The organism is Pseudomonas indica NBRC 103045 (assembly GCF_002091635.1).
Classification (GTDB): domain Bacteria; phylum Pseudomonadota; class Gammaproteobacteria; order Pseudomonadales; family Pseudomonadaceae; genus Pseudomonas_M; species Pseudomonas_M indica.
Window position 1 is genome coordinate 20407 of record NZ_BDAC01000019.1, and the last position, 18012, is coordinate 38418.

General features: G+C 65.3%; 16 protein-coding genes and 1 pseudogene. 9 read left to right on the forward strand and 8 right to left on the reverse strand.

The features are described 5' to 3' along the window. Positions 1-7 precede the first annotated feature (7 nt). The gene (locus PIN01S_RS19795) at positions 8-1327 is read left to right on the forward strand and encodes a type II toxin-antitoxin system HipA family toxin (RefSeq protein ID WP_139198618.1); all 1320 of its coding nucleotides are present in this window, start codon (positions 8-10) and stop codon (positions 1325-1327) included. Positions 1328-1558: 231 nt separating this feature from the next. Here the strand turns inward: PIN01S_RS19795 and PIN01S_RS19800 are convergent, their stop codons facing one another. From PIN01S_RS19800 to dinG, 3 genes are all read right to left on the reverse strand, one after another. Continuing rightward, a complete protein-coding gene (locus PIN01S_RS19800) occupies positions 1559-2704 on the reverse strand; it encodes a serine hydrolase domain-containing protein (RefSeq protein WP_084338160.1) in 1146 nt (381 codons plus the stop codon). 395 nt (positions 2705-3099) lie between these two features. After that, positions 3100-5484: a beta-agarase gene (locus PIN01S_RS19805; RefSeq protein WP_084338162.1), complete on the reverse strand. Its 2385-nt coding sequence runs from the start codon at positions 5482-5484 to the stop codon at positions 3100-3102. 76 nt (positions 5485-5560) lie between these two features. Further along, positions 5561-7705 (reverse strand): ATP-dependent DNA helicase DinG, encoded by a 2145-nt coding sequence (dinG, locus tag PIN01S_RS19810; protein WP_084338164.1) that lies wholly within the window; start codon positions 7703-7705, stop codon positions 5561-5563. Between the two features lie 90 nt (positions 7706-7795). On the opposite strand from dinG, the gene PIN01S_RS19815 reads away from it, so the two are divergent. After that, positions 7796-8260, forward strand: a complete 465-nt coding sequence (locus PIN01S_RS19815; protein WP_084338166.1) for a CopD family protein — start codon at positions 7796-7798, stop codon at positions 8258-8260. A 160-nt stretch (positions 8261-8420) separates the two neighbouring features. Here the strand turns inward: PIN01S_RS19815 and PIN01S_RS19820 are convergent, their stop codons facing one another. The 4 genes and pseudogenes from PIN01S_RS19820 to PIN01S_RS27250 all read right to left on the reverse strand — a co-directional run. After that, the gene (locus PIN01S_RS19820; RefSeq protein WP_084338168.1) at positions 8421-9185 is read right to left on the reverse strand and encodes a collagen pro alpha-chain precursor; all 765 of its coding nucleotides are present in this window, start codon (positions 9183-9185) and stop codon (positions 8421-8423) included. Then, positions 9178-9453, reverse strand: coding sequence for a DUF1145 domain-containing protein (locus tag PIN01S_RS19825; protein ID WP_084338170.1), 276 nt, complete (start codon positions 9451-9453; stop codon positions 9178-9180). The genes PIN01S_RS19820 and PIN01S_RS19825 overlap by 8 nt, the downstream gene beginning before the upstream one ends. A gap of 118 nt (positions 9454-9571) precedes the next feature. Then, a complete protein-coding gene (locus tag PIN01S_RS19830; protein WP_084338172.1) occupies positions 9572-10309 on the reverse strand; it encodes a PA1041 family peptidoglycan-binding anchor lipoprotein in 738 nt (245 codons plus the stop codon). A gap of 183 nt (positions 10310-10492) precedes the next feature. Then, positions 10493-10855 (reverse strand): annotated as a pseudogene (locus PIN01S_RS27250) (OmpA family protein); the annotation flags it as partial. A gap of 405 nt (positions 10856-11260) precedes the next feature. On the opposite strand from PIN01S_RS27250, the gene PIN01S_RS19840 reads away from it, so the two are divergent. The 3 genes from PIN01S_RS19840 to PIN01S_RS19850 all read left to right on the forward strand — a co-directional run bounded on the left by PIN01S_RS19840 (position 11261) and on the right by PIN01S_RS19850 (position 13424). Continuing rightward, entirely contained in the window at positions 11261-11758 is a 498-nt protein-coding gene (locus PIN01S_RS19840) for a DUF6231 family protein (RefSeq protein WP_084338176.1), read from the forward strand. Positions 11759-11760: 2 nt separating this feature from the next. Continuing rightward, positions 11761-12249 (forward strand): YchJ family protein, encoded by a 489-nt coding sequence (locus tag PIN01S_RS19845; RefSeq protein ID WP_084338178.1) that lies wholly within the window; start codon positions 11761-11763, stop codon positions 12247-12249. 68 nt (positions 12250-12317) lie between these two features. Continuing rightward, positions 12318-13424, forward strand: a complete 1107-nt coding sequence (locus PIN01S_RS19850; protein ID WP_084338180.1) for a hypothetical protein — start codon at positions 12318-12320, stop codon at positions 13422-13424. Between the two features lie 36 nt (positions 13425-13460). Here the strand turns inward: PIN01S_RS19850 and PIN01S_RS19855 are convergent, their stop codons facing one another. After that, positions 13461-14006 carry a hypothetical protein gene (locus PIN01S_RS19855; RefSeq protein ID WP_084338182.1) on the reverse strand — a complete coding sequence of 182 codons (546 nt, stop codon included), beginning with the start codon at positions 14004-14006 and terminating at the stop codon, positions 13461-13463. A gap of 115 nt (positions 14007-14121) precedes the next feature. Between PIN01S_RS19855 and PIN01S_RS19860 the strand changes: the two genes are divergently transcribed. The 4 genes from PIN01S_RS19860 to PIN01S_RS19875 all read left to right on the forward strand — a co-directional run bounded on the left by PIN01S_RS19860 (position 14122) and on the right by PIN01S_RS19875 (position 17962). Beyond that, positions 14122-14619, forward strand: a complete 498-nt coding sequence (locus PIN01S_RS19860) for an LEA/WHy family protein (RefSeq protein WP_084338184.1) — start codon at positions 14122-14124, stop codon at positions 14617-14619. Positions 14620-14626: 7 nt separating this feature from the next. Further along, entirely contained in the window at positions 14627-14815 is a 189-nt protein-coding gene (locus PIN01S_RS19865; protein WP_084338186.1) for an SEC-C metal-binding domain-containing protein, read from the forward strand. Positions 14816-14822: 7 nt separating this feature from the next. Further along, on the forward strand, positions 14823-15287 hold the full coding sequence (locus PIN01S_RS19870) for a DUF2489 domain-containing protein (RefSeq protein ID WP_084338188.1): 465 nt from the start codon (positions 14823-14825) through the stop codon (positions 15285-15287). A 122-nt stretch (positions 15288-15409) separates the two neighbouring features. Beyond that, a complete protein-coding gene (locus PIN01S_RS19875) occupies positions 15410-17962 on the forward strand; it encodes a penicillin acylase family protein (RefSeq protein ID WP_084338190.1) in 2553 nt (850 codons plus the stop codon). Positions 17963-18012: the final 50 nt, after the last annotated feature.

An 18012-nucleotide genomic window follows, 5' to 3' on the forward strand; every position in this document is an offset into this window, starting at 1 on the left:
CGAGCTGATGGTGCATGCCTACCTGCCCGGCGCCACCGTGGCGGTACCGGCCGGGTTGCTGACGCTGACCGAATCCGACACGCAGGTGGTCGCCGCCCGATTCGGCTATGGCTTGCGCTATCTGAAGCGTCCCGGGGCAATCGAGATCGACCCGGTGGATTTGGGCTTTCTCAACGGGCAAGAGGTCGCCGGTCGTGAATTGTTCCCAGAGGGAGCGGCTCTGTTCGGCGGTATTCGGGACGCGGCGCCGGATGCCTGGGGCCGGCGGGTGATCGAGGCGCGACATCGGGCACCGGCCAATGGGTTGCCGGAGTCGGTGTATCTGCGGGAGGCAGGCGGTAATCGCGTCGGCGCGCTGGATATCACCGAACGCGGCGAGGAGCCGAAGGGGCTCGCCCAGGCGGTGGATGTTCGCCGCTTGCATTACCTGCAGGAGGCGGTGGAACGCATTGAGTCCGGCGTCCCCGTTCCGGCCAATCTGCATGCGTTTTTCGAGGCTGGCTCGAGCATGGGCGGCATGCGGCCGAAGGCGACGCTGCTGGATGCGGATGGTAGCCATTGGCTGGCGAAGTTCTCTTCGGTGACGGACCGTGGCTTCAACGTACCGGCGGTGGAGCGGGCAACGCTGGAGCTGGCTCGAGCCGCCGGATTGAGAGTGCCGAAAACGCGCCTGGAAGACCTCGGTGCGGGGCGTTACGCGATGCTGATCGAACGCTTCGACCGTGCCGGTACGGGGGAAGCCGTGGGACGGAGGCACTACATCACGGCGCTGACGCTGATGAACATCCACGAAATGGCTTCCATCGAAAGCAGCTATGCGGCCCTGGCGGACCGGATGCGGCGGTTCTTGAATGCCGAGCATCTGGCCGACGATCTGGCCGAGCTGTTCGACCGCATGGTGTTCAACATTCTGGTCAGCAATGACGACGATCACCTGCGCAACCACGGTTTCATCCTGCAGGAGACGCCTGGGCAGAAGCCCCGCCCGGGGTCACAGGATCCGGAACGGCGGGTGGCGCTGGCTTGGCGGCTAAGCCCGCTGTATGACGTAGTGCCTCGACCGAGCGTTGCAAGCAGCCGTTATCTGCACTTGGGCGTGGGTCAGTATGGGCGCGAGGCCACTCTGACCAATGCACTGTCCTGGGCGGAGCGTTTTGGCCTGCCCTCCTCCATGGCCGTTACCCGGATCGAGCGGATTTGGCGGGCCGTGCGCGAGTGGCGCACGCACTTCGAAGAGGCCGGTGTCAGCGGCGGCGATATCGATGCGGTGGGCTCGGCCTTTCCGCATGCGCGGGATATCGGTGGCAAAGCGTTGGGAATTTGTTGAGCCTGGCTTGGGTACCAGGGGGACGCGGAGCGTCCCGGGAAGCATTCCCACGCGGAGCGTGGGAACGATCAAGGGTCGTGTAGGGGTGAATTCATTCGCCCTTGGGACGCGGAGCGTCCCGGGAAGCATTCCCACGCGGAGCGTGGGAACGATCAAGGGTCGTGTAGGGGTGAATTCATTCGCCCTTGGGACGCGGAGCGTCCCGGGAGGCGTCCCGCGCGGGATCGGAGTTTACAGGCACTCGCCGACGACGCGGGCGAGCTTCTGGGCGCGGGGGTCCATGAGGACGTAAGGGCCGAGGGTGTTGGTGACGAAGCCGAAGGCGAGGTCGCGCTCGGGGTCGGCGAAGCCGCTGGAACCGCCGGCGCCGGGGTGGCCGAAGGCTTTCGGGCCGAGGCCGTAGGTGGCGTTGGCGACGTCCGGCTGGTCGAGCATGCAGCCGAGTCCGAAGCGGGTGCTGGTGAGCAGGGTCTTGTCTTCGCCGCGACAATGCTCGCGGGTGAGTTCGTTGAGCAGATCGGATTCCAGCAGGCTGCCGTCCAGCAGACCGGCATAGAGCCCGGCCAGGGCTCGGGCGTTGCCGTGGCCGTTGGCAGCGGGTTGCTGCATACGACGCCATTCCGGTTTGTTGGTGCTGGTCATGATGGACGGCGGGTTGGTAAAGGCCCGCGTCGGCATGGAGGTGGGCTCGGTCATCATGCACTTGAGCAGACGCTGGGCGGCGGCATCGCCGAGGTTGCCCTTGGCCCGGGCGATGTGGGCGACGCGGGGGAATTCGGCGTCGTCCAGGCCGACATGGAAGTCCAGGCCCAGGGGCTTTGCGGTACGAGCGACGATGGATTCGCCGGGGCCACGGCCGTCGGCGCGTCGCAGCAGTTCGCCCACCAGCCAACCGTAGGTGATCGGGGCATAGCCATGGCCTTCGCCGGGCGTCCACCAAGGCTGCTCGGCGGCCAGGGCCTGAATCATGGCATTCCAGTCGTAGAGGGCTTCGGCGGGGAGCAGTTCATGCAGCGCAGGCAGGCCGGCCTGGTGGCAGAGCAGTTGGCGCAGGGTGATCTTTTCTTTGCCGGCAGCAGCGAACTCGGGCCAGAGGCGCGCGACGGGGGCATCCAGCTCCAGCTTGCCCTCGCCGACCAGTTGCAGGGCGGTGACGGCGGTGAAGGTCTTGGTGCAGGAGAACAGGTTGAGGATGGTGTCGCTGTTCCACGCCTCGGTGCCGTCCTTGTCGGCGACGCCGGCCCAGATATCCACCACGGTTTCGCCGCCGACCTTGATGCAGAGCGCCGCACCGCGTTCCTGGGGATTTTCGAAGAGGGCGGCGAAGGCGTCCTTCACCGCTTCGAATTTCAGGTCGAAAAAGCCTTGAATCTGCACGCGGGCTCCTTGGGATGGTTCGGCAATGCCGCGCATTGTTTCAGCCGGGCGCAGGAATGTGAACCGGTCGGGAGGTGGGATTGTTTATGGGAATGGTTGAAGGGAGTGGAGGGTTATTCAATTGCCGGGGAGGTGTGTAGGCCGAACCTATGTGCGAACCGACAGGCCGTCCCCTCTCCCCAAAGGGGAGAGGGGGGTTGTTCGTGCGAGCGCGCAATACCCTGTAGGGGCGAATTTATTCGCCTGGCAGGTAGCGCAATTCCCTACCCTCGCAAATCCGGACGTTATGCGCAGGGCCGAGAACTTACCCCTCACCCTAGCCCTCGGCTTTGCATCCTTGAAGTCGTTTCCCCTGCGAGGAAAGGCACGTACGGTGCGGGGTCGCATGAACGAGCTTACTGCGCCGGCTGCTGAGGCGGGGCCTGTTCGCCGATCGTCTTCTTCGCTTCTCCCTTGTTGTTCTCACCCACCGGAGCCGGCGGGGCCAGGAGGGTCTTGGGGACGTCGAGGTTGGCCTTGCGCACGGCTTCGACGAAGCCCTGGAACGGGCGATCGGTAATGCCGACCAGGCCGAGGTGGCCGTTCTCGCCGTCGAGCAGACGGCCGGTCACCGGCTGGTCGAGATACTGGAACCAGTGGGCGCCGACGATCATCGGGTCGGTCAGGGCCTGTTTCAGGAAGTGGGCGTAGGCCGGGCCGCGCTCTTCTTCCTTGTAGACCTCGGCGACACCACCCCAGAACGGGCCGCGATCGCGCGAGCCGAAGTGGAACTCAGTGATGAGCACCGGCTTGTCCAGCGCACGCAGGGCGTCGAAGTCGTAGCCCTGCTGCGGCTCGCGGGTATAGAAGTTGAAACTCAGCACGTCGCAATACTGGGCGCAGGCCTCCACCGCCTCGGGGGTGCTGACAGCGAAGCGGCCGCCAAGCAGCAGGTGGTTGGGAGCGTGCCAGTCGAGCGAGTCGGAGATGGTCTTGAAGTAGGTGTCGGCGAACAGCTTCTGGAAGCGTTTGAAGTCTTCCTCGATGGCCGGGTGTTCCGGGCTCGGCAACGGCGCTTCGAAACCGGGGTCCTCCAGCAGCTCCCAGGCTGGCAGGTCGATGCCCCAGGCCGCAGACAGCCCCTGCTGGTTGCGATACTTGTCGCGCAGTTGCTTGAGGAAGGCGCGCTTGGCCGGTACATCGGTGGTCAGGCGCAGGGTGCCGTAGGCCAGGGCGTAGCGGGCTTTGGGATCAGTGCCGACGCCCGCCCAGGCGAGTTCGTTGTCGGCGAAGTAGCCCAGCAGCCAGGGGTCTTCGCGGTGATCGCGGGTGGCGATGGCGATGGCCCGTTCGGCTGCCATGGCGAAGCGCGGATCGAACGGATCGGGGATACCGCCCCACCAGTCGTGGCCGGTGCTGATGGTGGCGTAGTCGCCCTGGATTGACAGCGGCAGCGTATAAGGCATGCGCTTGGCCTCGCCGAGCGCGTTGTCGCTCCAGTTGCCGAGGGTGTTGAACCCCCAGCCCTGCAGGCGGTCGAGGGTCTGGTTAACCCAGCGCTCGGCTTCCGGCACACAGGGCTTTTCCGCCGCGGTGGATTGCGCGGGAGCGGAAGAGCCAGCGGCAGGCTCCCCGGTGGTAGGCGCTGCAGCCTCCGGAGCGGCACCGGCGGGCTTCTGAGGCGCATCCGGCGGGCAAACCTGATCGCCGTAGGTGCGTTGCAGGTTGGCGCGGTAGAAGTCGTACCAGCGGCCCTGGGCGTAGGCGCGGCCCTTGTTGGCGCCGGTGTCGCTGCGGTTGTCACCCTGGCCGTAGAACGCCGCGAGCGGCTCGCCTTCTTTCGGCAGCGCAGTGAACATGCTTTCGCGTCCTTCGACGTAGGTCTGGCTGCCGTTGGCGGTAACGGTGTTCACACCGAGGGAATAGAACGGATGACCTTCGGGGGTGACCAGGTACCAGCGACCGTCATGCTTCTCGGTGCGGAAGAAGCCTCGCGCTTCGAAGGACGGGCCCTTCATCCAGCCGCCGAAGCGGTCCTGCTCGGGGCGTTTATCCAGCCAGCCCTTGAGCTGGTCCTTTTCCTTGACGGATGCCTGCTTGAGCTGGGCGTCGCTGTTCACTTTTTCCGGCCAGCGGGCCCGGGTGTACTGGCCATAGGCATCGACGATGCCGGTGTAGGCCGCTTTCAGCGAGCCTTCGCCCGGTTCGACCAGCACACGTCCGAGCAGGATGTTCTGGTTCGCATCGGGGCGATCCAGGGAAAGGGTGATGGAGCTGACCTGCGCCGGGTTCAATTCGCCTTCGACGAATTCAGCCAGCAGCAGGCGTTGCCCTTCATGTTCGAAGGGCATCGGCGGGCCGGCGCGCATACCGTGGTCGCGCGGCGTGGTGGCGTGCAGCGGGACCAGCAACGTCTGCGCCGGGCCGGCCGGCAGTGCGATACGGCTGGTAAGAGCCTTGCCGTCGCTGCTTTCGATGCGCAGGTCGAGGGTGATGGCCCAGTCCTGGGCGTTCTGGATGCGCAGGCCGAGCACGCCGGCCTGGGACCAGTCCCAGGTGCCCTGTTGGGGGGTGAGCTGCAGGGTCGGCCGCTCACCGACATGGAACACCAGGCGTCGCAACGCTTCGCCCCGGTCGGTGAATTCGGGCTCCAGCGACGGGAGCGCGCTGCCCTGGGTGACCACCTTGGCCACGTCGGTCGGGCGAGCGAAGTTGAAGAGGTTTTGCTGGGCCTCGGGCGCAGCGAATAGCGGAGTGGCCAGCATCAGTGCCACCACGGCGTACAACGGACGACGCATCATGAAAAAAACAGCCTCTCTACTGTCGAGCAGTCAATAGACCACGCCTTACCCGGATGATGCTGTCGATGAGTACCATTTATGCGATTTCCCGGCGGAACGGCGGCAACGCGTTGAGAATCGCTTTGCCATAGCGCTGGGTCACCACCCGGCGATCCAGCAGGGTGATGGTGCCGCGGTCGCTTTCGGTGCGCAGCAGCCGCCCGCAGGCCTGGACCAGGCGCAACGAAGCGTCCGGCACGGCGATTTCCATGAAGGGGTTGCCGCCGCGCGCCTCGATCCATTCCGACAACGCAGCTTCGACGGGATCATCCGGCACGGCGAACGGAATCTTAGCGATTACCACGTGTTCGCAATAGGCTCCCGGCAGGTCGACGCCCTCGGCGAAGCTGGCGAGGCCGAACAGCACGCTGGGCTCGCCATCGTCGACGCGTGCCTTGTGCTTGTTCAGGGTTTCCTGCTTGGACAGGTTGCCCTGGATGAGCACGCGCTTGCGCCAGTCGCGTTCGAGGCCATCGAAGACGTCCTGCATCTGCTTGCGCGAGGAGAACAGCACCAAGGTGCCGCGGGTGCCGTCCACCAGGGCCGGCAATTCGCGGACGATGGCGGCGGTATGGGCGGCGGCGTCGCGCGGGTCGGCGCGCAGGTCCGGCACCTTGAGCAGCCCCGCATCGGCATGGTGGAACGGGCTGGGCACCACGGCGGTGACCGCCACCTTGGGCAGGCCGGCGCGCATGCGGTAGCGGTCGAAACTGTTCAGCGCGGTGAGGGTGGCGGAGGTCACCAGGGCGCCGTAGGCGACGTTCCACAGGTTGCGACGCAGGGTCTCCGCGGCGAGGATCGGGCTGGCGTTGACCTCGATGTCGTAGGCCGCGCCGCTCTCCGCCAGGGTCAGCCAGCGGGCCATGGGCGGGTTGTCTTCCGGGTCTTCGACGGTGAAGGCGGTCCACAGCTCCCAGGTGCCCTGGGCACGGGACAACAGGCTGCCGAACAGGGGATACCACTCCTCCGCCTGGTGACTGGCGACACCAACGCTGGCCTCACCGTCCATGGCCTCCTTGAGCAGCTCGGTGAGCCGGGTGAAGAGGTCGGTGAGCTTGGCGAAGCCCTTTTTCAGCTCCAGCCCCATTTCCCGCAGGTGTTCCGGCACCAGTCCGCCAACGAAACGATGGCGTGGCCGCTCGCGGCCTTCCATGTCTTCACCGGCACGGAAATCGGCGACCTGCTCGCAGGCACTGAACATGAATTGCTGTTGCGTGCGCAGTTCGCGCGCCAGCTCCGGCACGCCTTCGATCAACCGCCCCAGCTCGCCGGGCAGCGGGTGCTGGGCGAGCAACTTGGTGAGGTTCTTTTCCACTTGGCCGAGCCAGTCGGCCGTGGAACGCAGGCGGGTGAAATGGGCGAAATGGCCGATGGCCTTGTCCGGCAGGTGGTGGCCTTCGTCGAAGACGTAGAGCGTTTCGCGCGGATCGGGCAGCACGGCGCCACCGCCCAGCGCCAGGTCGGCGAGGACCATGTCGTGGTTCGTGACGATCACGTCGACCTTGGTCATGCCTTCGCGGGCTTTATAGAAGGCGCACTGCTGGAAATTCGGGCAATGACGGTTGGTGCACTGGCTGTGGTCGGTGGTCAGGCGCGCCCAGTCGGCATCTTCCAGTGCTTCTGGCCAGGCATCGCGGTCGCCGTCCCAGCGGTTGCCGGCGAGCTTTTCGATCATCTGGGTGAAGAGCTTCTGGCTGCGCTCGTCGACGTCGAGCTTGAAGCCTTCTTCTTCGAACAACTGGGCCGTGGCGTTCTGTGCCTGCCCTTCCTGCAACAGCATGTCCAGCTTGGACAGGCACAAATAGCGGCCACGCCCCTTGGCCAGGGCGAAGCTGAAGTTGAGGCCCGAGTTGCGCATCAGGTCCGGCAGGTCCTTGTGCACGATCTGTTCTTGCAGGGCCACGGTAGCGGTGGCAATCACCAGGCGCTTGCCAGCGGCCTTGGCGATGGGAATGGTGGCCAGGCTGTAGGCGACGGTCTTGCCGGTACCGGTCCCCGCCTCCACCGCCACCACCGCCGGTTCGCCATCGCGCTGGCCTTCATCGTTGTGCTTGATCGCGCCGAGCACCTTGGCCACTTCGGCGATCATCAGCCGTTGGCCGTAACGCGGCTTGAGCCCCTTGGCTTCGAGAAAACGAGAATAGGCCCCCTGGATCTGGGCCTTGAGTTCGGGACTGAGCATGGGGAGCGGAAAGCCTGGATAAATTTTCAGTATTTCGAATGGGTGGCTATGATAGCGCGCGTTTCGTTCACCGCCACCGGAGATTGCCGAATGACACCTTTTGCCCTCGTTTACACTCTGCACGTGCTGGCGGCCCTGGTCTGGGTTGGCGGCATGTTCTTCGCCTGGATGGTCCTGCGACCGGCGGCCGTCGCGGTGTTGCAAGCCCCGGAAAGACTCCGGCTGTGGGCGGATGTGTTCCGGCGCTTCTTCGTCTGGGTCTGGGCGGCGGTGGTGGTCCTGCCGATCACCGGCTTCGGCATGCTGCACCTGCGCTTCGCCGGCTTCGAGCAGGCACCCCGCTATGTGCATGTGATGATCGGCCTTTATATCGCGATGCTGGCGCTGTTCCTGCGGGTGCAGGCGCTGCAACTGCCGCAGTTGAACAAGGCCATCGAAGCGCAGGACTGGCCCGCTGGCGGCGCGACGCTGGGGAAGATTCGTCGACTGGTGGGTTTCAATCTGCTGATGGGATTGGTGCTGGTGGCCATCGCGGCGGCACGGCCGGGGTTGTAAGGTCACGCTCGCGAGAAAGACTCTCTTAAACAAACAGCCCCTACGAAAACACGGTTCGTAGGGGCAATTTTATTCGTCCGCTTCCGCTACCTAGGGCGAATGAATTCGCCCCTACCAAGCTGCCCCGTGGCCCACAGGCCGACTGGCCAATGGCTGCAAGCTATTCGAAACGCACCACTTCCAGCTGCCCCTCGGCGCCCTGGGCTCCTGGCTGGCCGGGTTGTCCCGGACGCCCCTTGGCCGCACCGTCGGCACGATAAAGCAGGCAACCCTTGGCCGCGCCACCGGGACCGCCTTCGCCAGGCTCGCCCGCCGGGCCACCCGCACCGCCCTCCAGGCGAATCTGGATACGCTCCACCGGGAAATCGGCCGGCACTTCCAGGCGAACCTTGCCGCCCGGAGCGCCATCCTGGCCATCCCCGCCGTTCTGTCCGTCGTAACCTCGGCCGGCATCGCCCCACAGGCAGCCCGCCGGCTGGCCTTTCGCGCCATCCAGCCCCCGGTAGCCCGGCGTTCCGCGTCCACCGCGGGCATCGATGGAGAGGGACTCCACTTGGACCTGTTCCAAGCGCAGGGCAAGTGTCCGGCCGGCACTGGCCGGTCGGTCGTAGTTGCCCGGCGCGCCACGGGCACCGATATGGCTGCCTTCGGCAATCTCGCCCTGCGCCACGTCGAGGCGGAAAGCGGTCTCGCTCGGTGCGATGCCTATATGCGCGTCGCGCCCCATGCGCAGTTCGCCTACCCGCAACTCGCTGAGGTTGGCCGGCAGCAAGAGGGAGGCATGGTCGGCGATCTCCAGCCGATCCAGTTGCAGAGTGCTGGCATGGGTGGGCAGGCGCAACAGCGAGTGGGGCGCTACCTTGACCAGGGATTCCGCCATGGCCAGCGGAGCGCACAGGCACGCGAGCAAGCACAGGTTACGCATGACGAGCCTCCTTGACGGAAGGCCGTTGCAGGCCGAGGTGAAAGATACCGAAGACCAGCACTTGCAGGCATTCCAGAGCGACTCGCGGCCGGCCCTTCAGGCGCACGCCGAACCAGGCCAGTTCGAGCAGGTGGATGAAGAAAAGCACCGCGCCGGCCGCATTGAGCAGCAGGCCGAATGGATGGGCGAACGGATCGATCAGATTGGCCAGCACCAGCGGCCAGAACAGCAAGGCAGCCACCTTGCCCAGCCCTAAAAACACTGTCATGCCTCCCCCTGCTTTTTTTGATTTGGCCGCACCATAACCCCTTCGCCAGCAACGGGCCAGCATCGAACCGAAAAAAGCACGGGGGCTTCACGCCCCCGCTTCCTCCAACCTCTCATCGCTAGCGAGTGACGTGAATTTCCACGCGCCGGTTCTGCGCCCGCCCGGTGTCGGTGGCGTTGTCCGCAACCGGTCGGCTCTCGCCGAAACCTTCCGTGCTCAGCTTGCTCGCCGGAACGCCCTGAGCGACCAGGAAATCCGCCACGCTCCGTGCCCGTCGCTCCGAAAGCCCCTGGTTGTAGGCATCGCTGCCGACGCTGTCGGTGTGTCCCTGCACCTTGATCTCGATGACGTCCGCCCCCTGCAGACGCCCGCCCACATCCCTCAAGCGGGCACGCGCCCCTTCGGTCAGGTCGGCGGAATCGAAGGCGAACAACACTTCGCCCAGATCGCTGAGCACGATTACCTCGCTTTGTGGCGCAGGCGTCGGCTCGGGTTCCGGGGATTTGGGCGCAGCCGGGTATTCCTTGATCGGACAACCGTTGTGGTGCACCGGCGTATTCTCGGGCGTACCCGAGCATCGGTCGCGCCGGTCGAAGACGCCATCCCCGTCTTCGTCCCCGTCCTGCGCATAGCAGAGCAGACCGCCGACGACCGCGCCGGCCACCGCGCCTCCCGCTGCCCAGGCTGAACTTTCGATGGCGCCGAGGCCGCCGCCGGCCAGACCGCCAATCGCACTGCAGATAGGCCAGTTCCCCTGGTTGAGCGCCGCATCCCCCGTACTGGTGGTGGTGACGCAACCGGTGAGAACACTGCTGACCAGAAGAATCGGGACTACTGTCCTGGCGACAGTACTCATGGTGAGATCTCCTGTGTCGCTGGCGGAATGCCAGTACCAGGAGTTAAGACCAGCGAAGCGGCGCCGACAACCGGCCCGCTACCCGAAGGAGAGAGGTTATTACTGACGCGGTGACTGATGCCCTTCCGGCCGCCCGTATCAGGGGCGGCCGGGTTGGCCTGGTTTCGTGAGCTACGCCACGAATCAGGGACGGGCTTCGACTTCCGCTTCCACGCGACGGTTGATGGCACGGCCTGCATCGGTCGCGTTATCCGCCACCGGACGGGACTCGCCATAACCGACCGTATCGACACGGCTGCCCTCGATGCCGTACTGGTTGACCAGCACGTCGCGCACGGCGTTGGCACGGCGCTCGGACAGCCCCTGGTTGTAGGCGTCGGTACCGATGGAGTCGGTATGGCCTTCGACCACGGTGGAGGTCTGCGGATACTGCTTCATGAAGTCGGCCAGGCTGCGGATGTCGTCATAGCTCTCAGGCTTGACCACCGACTTGTCGAAATCGAACTTCACGTCCAGCTCGACACGCACCGGCTCAGCTGCCTCCGGCATGGGCGTGGGTTCGGGCATGGGTTGTTCCTCGACGGCGGCGACGGTTTCTTCCTCGCCCTGGCCGTGCACCCAGCAATAGGCCCCAGCGGTCGTACCCGCCGCCAAGGCACCCCACCCTGCGTAAGAGCTGCTCTCGATGGCACCAATCGCCGCGCCGGTCAAGCCGCCCAACGCGGCACAAGTCGGCCAATCGCTCTTCTGCAGACCGGCGCAGCCGGTCAAGACGCTGGTCGCCAAAAGCAGGGGTACTGCGGTCCTTGTCATACTCATAAACGAAGTCTCCTCTTTGGGATCGGTCCAAACCGACTCCATGGGAGTAAAGACGCCGGTTTTAAATTCCGCCAGCACTAGGCCAGTGTGTCGCCGCACGTTAGGCTTCATTTTCCACCTCGAGGATTTTCAATGACGGCCTCCACCTCCTCCCTGACGCCACAACAGGCACTCGCCGGCCTGCTCGACCGCCACGCCCCGGAACGCGTCCTGCTGATTGGAGCCAGCCAGCTGCCGGCGCTGGAGGCATTCCGCTCCGCGCACCCGCAAAGCCGGGTGGAGCACGCCGAGGCCGGTCCCCTGCCGGATGCGCTGGCCGCTCAACGCTTCGATCTCGCCCTGCTGGTGGATTGCCTCGAACACCTGCCCAAGCGCACCGGCCTGGAATTGCTCGGTGGCATCCGTAACCTCAATGCGAGCCGCCTGGCCGTGCTGGTCGACCTGCAGGCCTGCGGCTGGCAAGACACCGACTTCTTCGCCCTGGCCATGCAGGCCAGCGAACGCTTCCAGCGCGGCGAGCAGACCCTGACGCTGTTCACCTACGACCTGCGCGACTACAAGCAAGTGCCGGACTGGCTGAACGCCAAGTTTTGGGCCAACCCGGAAAACTTCGGCAAATACTGGTGGTAACCATGAGCCCATCCCTGGACCCCGCCTCCCCCAGTTGCCCCTGCGGCAGCGGCGCCGTTCTGAGCGACTGCTGCGGACGCTACCACGCGGGCACACCGGCCCCCAGCGCCGAGCGCCTCATGCGCTCGCGCTACAGCGCCTATGTGCTGGGCCTGGTCGATTATCTGGTGGCTACCACTCTCCCCGCCCAGCAGGCCGCCCTGGATCGTGCCGCGATCGCCGCCTGGAGCGCGCAAAGCACCTGGCTCGGCCTGGAAGTGGAGAATGCCGAATTGCTCGGCGGCCAGCCGGAGCATGCTTTCGTCACCTTCACCGCGCGCTGGCATGACGGCACGGGCGAACACAGCCACCGCGAGCGTTCGGCCTTCGTCCAGAACGCCGGCCGCTGGTACTTCATCGACCCCACCGCCCCGCTGAAGGCCGGCCGCAATGATCCCTGCCCGTGCGGCAGTGGGCAAAAATTCAAAAAATGCTGTTTCGGCTTTCTTTAATCGCCCGTTGTTGCTTGAGTGTTTGAGCGAGGCCATCCCGGGCCTTCTCGCCAAACAAGGAGCAACATATGCCAGTACGTAAGGGAATAGCTGCCGGCCTGGCGGCCATGGCCTTCAGCGCAACGCTGCAGGCCGACGTCCAGCTCGACCTGGGCAGCACCGAACGCGTCACCCGCCTGTTCGCCTATCCCAACAATTGCCACGTCATCTGCTACCGCAACTGGACGCTGGAGCAGACCGTCGAGCACTACATGACCCAGAGCGTGCAACGCGACGGTTATGCGGACGCGAAAGTGGCGGTGAACCGCGACAACGATCGCCTCTTCCTGACCATCCAGGGCGTACCGGACGGCTACGGCACACCGTTGCAGGCGCTGCTCGAGGCCGGTGACATGGCCTACCAGGGCGCCAGCCGCCTGAACAGCGATGGCAAGTGGCAATACAGTTGGTACTTCTTCCTGCCGCTGGGGATGGCCCTGGAGAACCGCCGCAGCGTGGAGTTGCTGCACTTCCCACCGGACTATTCGCTGACCCAGGCGCAGGACTACCTCGAATCCAAGACCACCGACCGCTGGGCCGACCTGCTCAGCCGCAATGGCATTCCGGCGGAGCAGACGCCTGCCTATCAGACCATCATCGATATCGCCCCCATCGCGGCACCGGCCAGCGCCGGCAGCACACTGGAAGAGGTCTATGACTACTTCCAGGACTACCAGAAGAGCATGGTCGCCCAGCTCACCGCCGGCAGCGGCAAGCAGACCCTACCGATGGTTGCGTTCGGCAGCCCGGTGCGCAACTGGATCAAGCAGCAGTACGGCGTCAGCCTGAACGTGCTCGGCCTGGGGCAGATCAAGCCGGTGGAAGGCAAGTCAGTCGCGGTGCTCGGCAGCAACCACCCCAGTTACATCTGGTATGCGGCCGATCCGGAAAACAACGACGACAACGAAGAGAAGGCCGACCAGGCCGGATTGAAAGTCATGGGCCAGGACATCACCGCCGCCTGCTGGCAAGCCGGCATGGGCAGCGATCCGGGCGCCGATCCGCAGAAGACGCTGGATGCCTGCACCCAGAAGTGGCAAGTCACGGACAAGGTGCAAACCTGCGAGCTGTTCTACACCTCGATCCGCAATCTCACACCGGAACAGGCCGCCGCCAAGTGCGAGACGGACGCCTGACGACACGAGGCCCGCACAGGCGGGCCTCGTTTTCGATCAGACCAGTTTGAGGTGGGAGACATCCGGCGCCGGGGCCGGCGGAGCCGCCTTCGCCTGCCCCATGTCGCTGCCCACCGGTGCCAGGGAGAACTGTTCGAGGTCCACCTTGGGCGCCTGCGGTGCCGGCTTGGCATCCTGCAGGTCGGTGCCTACCGGGGCGATGCCGAAGTCCGGCGCCTCGACCTCGACGAACGCCGCCATGTACTCGTCCCGCGGCGCCACCTTGAGCCGCCCGACCTCGCTGCCCGGTGCGACGGGTTTCGGGGCTTCCGCCGCAACAGGCGGAGGCGCCAGCTCGACCTCCTCGATCTCCGCGTCCAGCGCGGCGACTTCCACCACGGCTCCGGCACGCTCCAGCGTAGCCCGGTATTTTTCCGCGCCAGCCGCGTCGAGATTGCTCTTGATCACTATCCGGCGACCGGAAAACAGCAACGCTATGCGCTGGGCATCGGCCTGGAACAGCTTGGCCAGATTGGCCTTCACCTGCTCCAGTTGCGCGCCCGGTATCAGTTGGCCCGAGAAAGCGATCTCAAAGCGGCTCATACGGTCATACTCCTGTACATATTGGCGCGCAGTATGGCTCAGTTTTTTTTCGGCTCTCAACCGATTGCAGCCAAGCACTTGCTTGTTACACTGAGGCGTCCTTCGGAGTTTTCGAATGTTTTATCAGGCGCAAACGATAAGAATTCTCAGCCTAATGATGTTGTTCGGCCTGGCGACAGGCCTCGCAGGATGCTCCACTTGGCTCACCGGTGGATTCAAGGACCCGGACGTCCAACTCATCAAAGTCGATGTTGTCAGTGCCAAACTGATGAAGCAGGAGTTCCTGCTGCGTTTCCGCATTGCCAATCCCAACGGGATGAGCCTGCCGGTGCGCGGGCTGGTCTACGACATCCACCTCAACGACGTGAAGCTTGCCGAAGGCGAGGCACGGACCTGGTTCACCGTGCCTGCCCATGGCCGCGAAGAGTTCGAGGTGCCGGTGCGCACCAACCTCTGGCGGCACATGAAGTACATCGTCAAGCTGCTCGAGAAGCCCGACCAGCCGATCCGCTATCGCCTCGAAGGCGAGGTCAAGACAGGCCTGATGTTCGGCCGCAGCGTGCACCTTTCGCGGAATGGCGAGATAATTCCCGGCGACTACATTCCGGAGTGATTCACCCATGCACCAAGAACCCCATGTCCATGGTCCCGACTGCAACCACGATCATGACCATGAGCACCACGTCCACGGCCCGCACTGCAACCACGCCCACCAGGAACCGGCGCGCAACCCGCTGAAGGACGTCGGCCGCAACGACCCCTGCCCCTGCGGCAGCCAGAAGAAATTCAAGAAGTGCCACGGCGCCTGACCGCAGCATGGACACGCTGAGCCTGGGCCTGCTGCTCGCCGGCCTGCTGATCATCCTTCCGCTGGCGCTGTATGCGCTGTTTCTCTGGCGGCGCGTCTGGGCCCGCCAGCGAGCGATCAGGGAGGCGGAGCGGGCGCGCCGGGAGCGCCTCGGCAGCGACCTGCGTATCCTGGCCGGCAGCCTGCTCGACGAGCAGTTGCCGCTGATCGAAGGGGCGATCCGCATCAAGGTGCTGATCGACAACTACGACACCGCGCTGAGCAACAACCCGCGCTGCCAGGTCTTCCACCAGTTGTTCGAAGCCACCGCCCACGTGCCCACCCATGCCGCCTGGAAGGCGCTGGAGCGGAACGAGCGGCGCCACCACGAGGCCCGCTTCATGGAGCTGGAGCTGCAGCACAAGGCCGCCGCCCGTGCCAGTGCGCGCTGGCTGCTGGAAGAAGCCTTGCCGCCCCCCGCCAACGACGATTGAACGACCCGCCGTCTCCCGGCTATCCGAAGAGCTGCCGGCCTCTTGCCAGCCACACGGGCGCTCTCTACCTTAGCGCCCCATACCCCGAGCCATCCGCCCTCTCACGTGCCAGGAGCCCCTGCATGCCATCGCGCCTGTTCCGACCGCTGACCAGCCTGACCCTGGGAGCGCTGATTTCCGGGCTGCTGGGCCTGACCGGTTGCCAGTCGCTGTTCGACAGCCGCTACCGCGACAGCGTGCCGCCGGACCAGGGTACCGTGCGCATCCAGGGCCTCGCGCAAAGCGTGGTGGTCCGGCGTAACGCGCTGGGCATGCCGCTGATCGAGACCAATACTTTCCACGATGCGCTGTTCGCCCTGGGCTATGTGCATGCCGGCGACCGCCTGAGCCAGATGGTCGGCATGCGCTTGATGGCCGAAGGCCGGCTGGCGGAAATGGCCGGCCCCGGCGTGCTGGAGATCGACCGCTTCATGCGCGCGGTGAATCTCAAGCAAAGCGCCGACACGCTCTACAAGAACGCCTCGCCACGCATCAAGCAGTTCTTCGAGGTCTACGCCCGTGGCGTGAACGCCTACCTGTTCCGCTACCGCGACAAGCTGCCGATGGACCTGGCCGAATCCGGCTACAAGCCGGCCTACTGGAAACCGGAAGACTCGGTATTGGTGTTCTGCCTGCTGAATTTCGGCCTGTCGGTGAACCTGCAGGAGGAGATCGCCTCCCTGGTGCTGGCGCAGAAGGTGGGGGCCGACAAGCTGTCCTGGCTGATGCCGATCTATCCCGACGAACCCCTGCCCTTCGACGAAGCGGAAAAACTCAAGGGCCTGAACCTCACCGGCAACGCGTTCGCCACGATTCCCGGCCTGCGCCAGGTCGATTCCGCCGCCGCCCAGGTGGCGGCGCTGAACATGCTGGGGGTCGCGGCTTCCAACAACTGGGCCATCGCCCCGCGGAACAGCCGCAGCGGCAAGAGTCTGCTGGCCAACGACACCCACCTGCCGCTGCAGATGCCCTCGGTGTGGAACTTCGTGCAGATCCGTTCGCCGAAATTCCAGGCCGCCGGGGTATCCGTCGCCGGGGTGCCGGCGGTGGTGGCCGGGTTCAACGGCAAGCTGGCCTGGGGCATGACCATGGTCATGGGCGACAACCAGGACCTGTTCCTGGAAAGGCTCAAGCGCGAAGGCAACCGGCTCTACTACCAGGCCGACGGACAGTGGCTCCCGGCTCGCGAACGGCAGGAAACCTTCTTCATCAAGGGTGAGCGACCGATCCGCGAAACCCTCTACGAGACCCGTAACGGCCCGCTGCTGAACAGCGTGCTCGGCGAACGCAAGCACATGCTGCAACCGTTGCAGCTCGCCAGCGGCTACGGCCTGGCGCTGAAACAGGCGTCCATGGACGGCGACCGCAGCCTCGACGCCTTCTTCGACCTGTCCCGCGCCCAGTCGGTGGAACAGGCCTTCGACGCCACCCGCGAAGTGCGCGCCATGGCACTGAACATTCTGTTTGCCGATGCCGAGCATATCGGCTGGCAGGTCACCGGGCGCTTCCCCAACCGCCGCGAAGGCCGTGGACTGCTGCCCTCGCCCGGCTGGGACGACCGCTACGGCTGGGACAGCTTCGCCGACCCGATGCTGTATCCGATGGATCAGGACCCGCCGCAAGGCTGGCTGGGCACCGCCAACCACCGCACCGCGCCCGCCGGCTACGGCGTGCAACTGTCCAACTCCTGGTACTACCCGGAACGCGCCGAACGCATCGCCGAGCTGGCTGGCCGTGGCAAGCATGATCAGCAGAGCATGATCGCCATGCAGTACGACCAGACCACGCCGTTCGCCGCCAAGCTGAAAGCCGTGTTCGAAGACCCCGGCATGGCCCAGCCGCTCAAGCAGGCCATCGATGCCCTGCCCGGCATCGAGCGGGACAAGGCCCGCGAGGCCTTGAGCCGCCTGCTGGCGTTCGACGGCCGCCTCAGCCCGGCTTCGGCGGATGCCGCCCTGTATGGCGCCTTCCTCCATGAAAGTGCGCGGCAGATCTTTCTCGACGAACTCGGCCCGGACGACAGCCCGGCCTGGAGGGCGCTGATCCAGACCGCCAACACCTCCTACTCGGCCCAGGCCGACCACCTGCTCGGGCGCCTCGACAGCCCGTTCTGGGACGACATCCGCACCCCGCAGCAGGAAGACAAGCCGGCGATCCTCGCCCGCAGCCTGGCCGCCGCCGTGACCTTCGTCGAGAGCCACCTGGGCACGGACCGCAAGGCCTGGCAGTGGGGCAAGCTGCACCGCTACGTCTGGGCCACCGAGACCACCCGCCTGGCGCCGTACATGAGCGCCAGCCAACGCGCCGGCATCAACGCGTTGAAAGGTTACCTCGACCGCGGTCCCTATCCCGCCGGCGGCGACCACAGCACGCTGAACGTCTCCGCCTACAACTGGGGGCAGGATTTCGACACCTGGTTGATCCCGGCGATGCGTATCGTCGTCGACTTCGGCCAGAACGAACCGATGATGGGCGTGAACAGCTCCGGCCAGTCCGGCAACCCGGCCAGCCCGCACTATGCCGATGGCATCGACGCCTGGCTCAAGGGCCGCTACGTGACCTTCCCCTTCCAGCCGCAGAACCTGGACAAGGTGTACGGCAGCAAACGCCTGATCCTGATGCCCGCAGGGCGCTGAGGGCTGTAATCGCCCCAACGCCGACCTCGACTCCCGTAGGAGCCAGCTCT

What these genes read in the sequence shown, in the direction of transcription:
- PIN01S_RS19795 (WP_139198618.1), top strand. Translation starts at nt 8, where the DNA reads ATGGTGCATGCCTACCTGCCCGGCGCCACCGTGGCGGTACCGGCCGGG.
- PIN01S_RS19805 (WP_084338162.1), bottom strand. Translation starts at nt 5,484, where the DNA reads ATGATGCGTCGTCCGTTGTACGCCGTGGTGGCACTGATGCTGGCCACT.
- dinG (WP_084338164.1), bottom strand. Translation starts at nt 7,705, where the DNA reads ATGCTCAGTCCCGAACTCAAGGCCCAGATCCAGGGGGCCTATTCTCGT.
- PIN01S_RS19815 (WP_084338166.1), top strand. Translation starts at nt 7,796, where the DNA reads ATGACACCTTTTGCCCTCGTTTACACTCTGCACGTGCTGGCGGCCCTG.
- PIN01S_RS19820 (WP_084338168.1), bottom strand. Translation starts at nt 9,185, where the DNA reads ATGCGTAACCTGTGCTTGCTCGCGTGCCTGTGCGCTCCGCTGGCCATG.
- PIN01S_RS19825 (WP_084338170.1), bottom strand. Translation starts at nt 9,453, where the DNA reads ATGACAGTGTTTTTAGGGCTGGGCAAGGTGGCTGCCTTGCTGTTCTGG.
- PIN01S_RS19830 (WP_084338172.1), bottom strand. Translation starts at nt 10,309, where the DNA reads ATGAGTACTGTCGCCAGGACAGTAGTCCCGATTCTTCTGGTCAGCAGT.
- PIN01S_RS19840 (WP_084338176.1), top strand. Translation starts at nt 11,261, where the DNA reads ATGACGGCCTCCACCTCCTCCCTGACGCCACAACAGGCACTCGCCGGC.
- PIN01S_RS19845 (WP_084338178.1), top strand. Translation starts at nt 11,761, where the DNA reads ATGAGCCCATCCCTGGACCCCGCCTCCCCCAGTTGCCCCTGCGGCAGC.
- PIN01S_RS19850 (WP_084338180.1), top strand. Translation starts at nt 12,318, where the DNA reads ATGCCAGTACGTAAGGGAATAGCTGCCGGCCTGGCGGCCATGGCCTTC.
- PIN01S_RS19855 (WP_084338182.1), bottom strand. Translation starts at nt 14,006, where the DNA reads ATGAGCCGCTTTGAGATCGCTTTCTCGGGCCAACTGATACCGGGCGCG.
- PIN01S_RS19860 (WP_084338184.1), top strand. Translation starts at nt 14,122, where the DNA reads ATGTTTTATCAGGCGCAAACGATAAGAATTCTCAGCCTAATGATGTTG.
- PIN01S_RS19865 (WP_084338186.1), top strand. Translation starts at nt 14,627, where the DNA reads ATGCACCAAGAACCCCATGTCCATGGTCCCGACTGCAACCACGATCAT.
- PIN01S_RS19870 (WP_084338188.1), top strand. Translation starts at nt 14,823, where the DNA reads ATGGACACGCTGAGCCTGGGCCTGCTGCTCGCCGGCCTGCTGATCATC.
- PIN01S_RS19875 (WP_084338190.1), top strand. Translation starts at nt 15,410, where the DNA reads ATGCCATCGCGCCTGTTCCGACCGCTGACCAGCCTGACCCTGGGAGCG.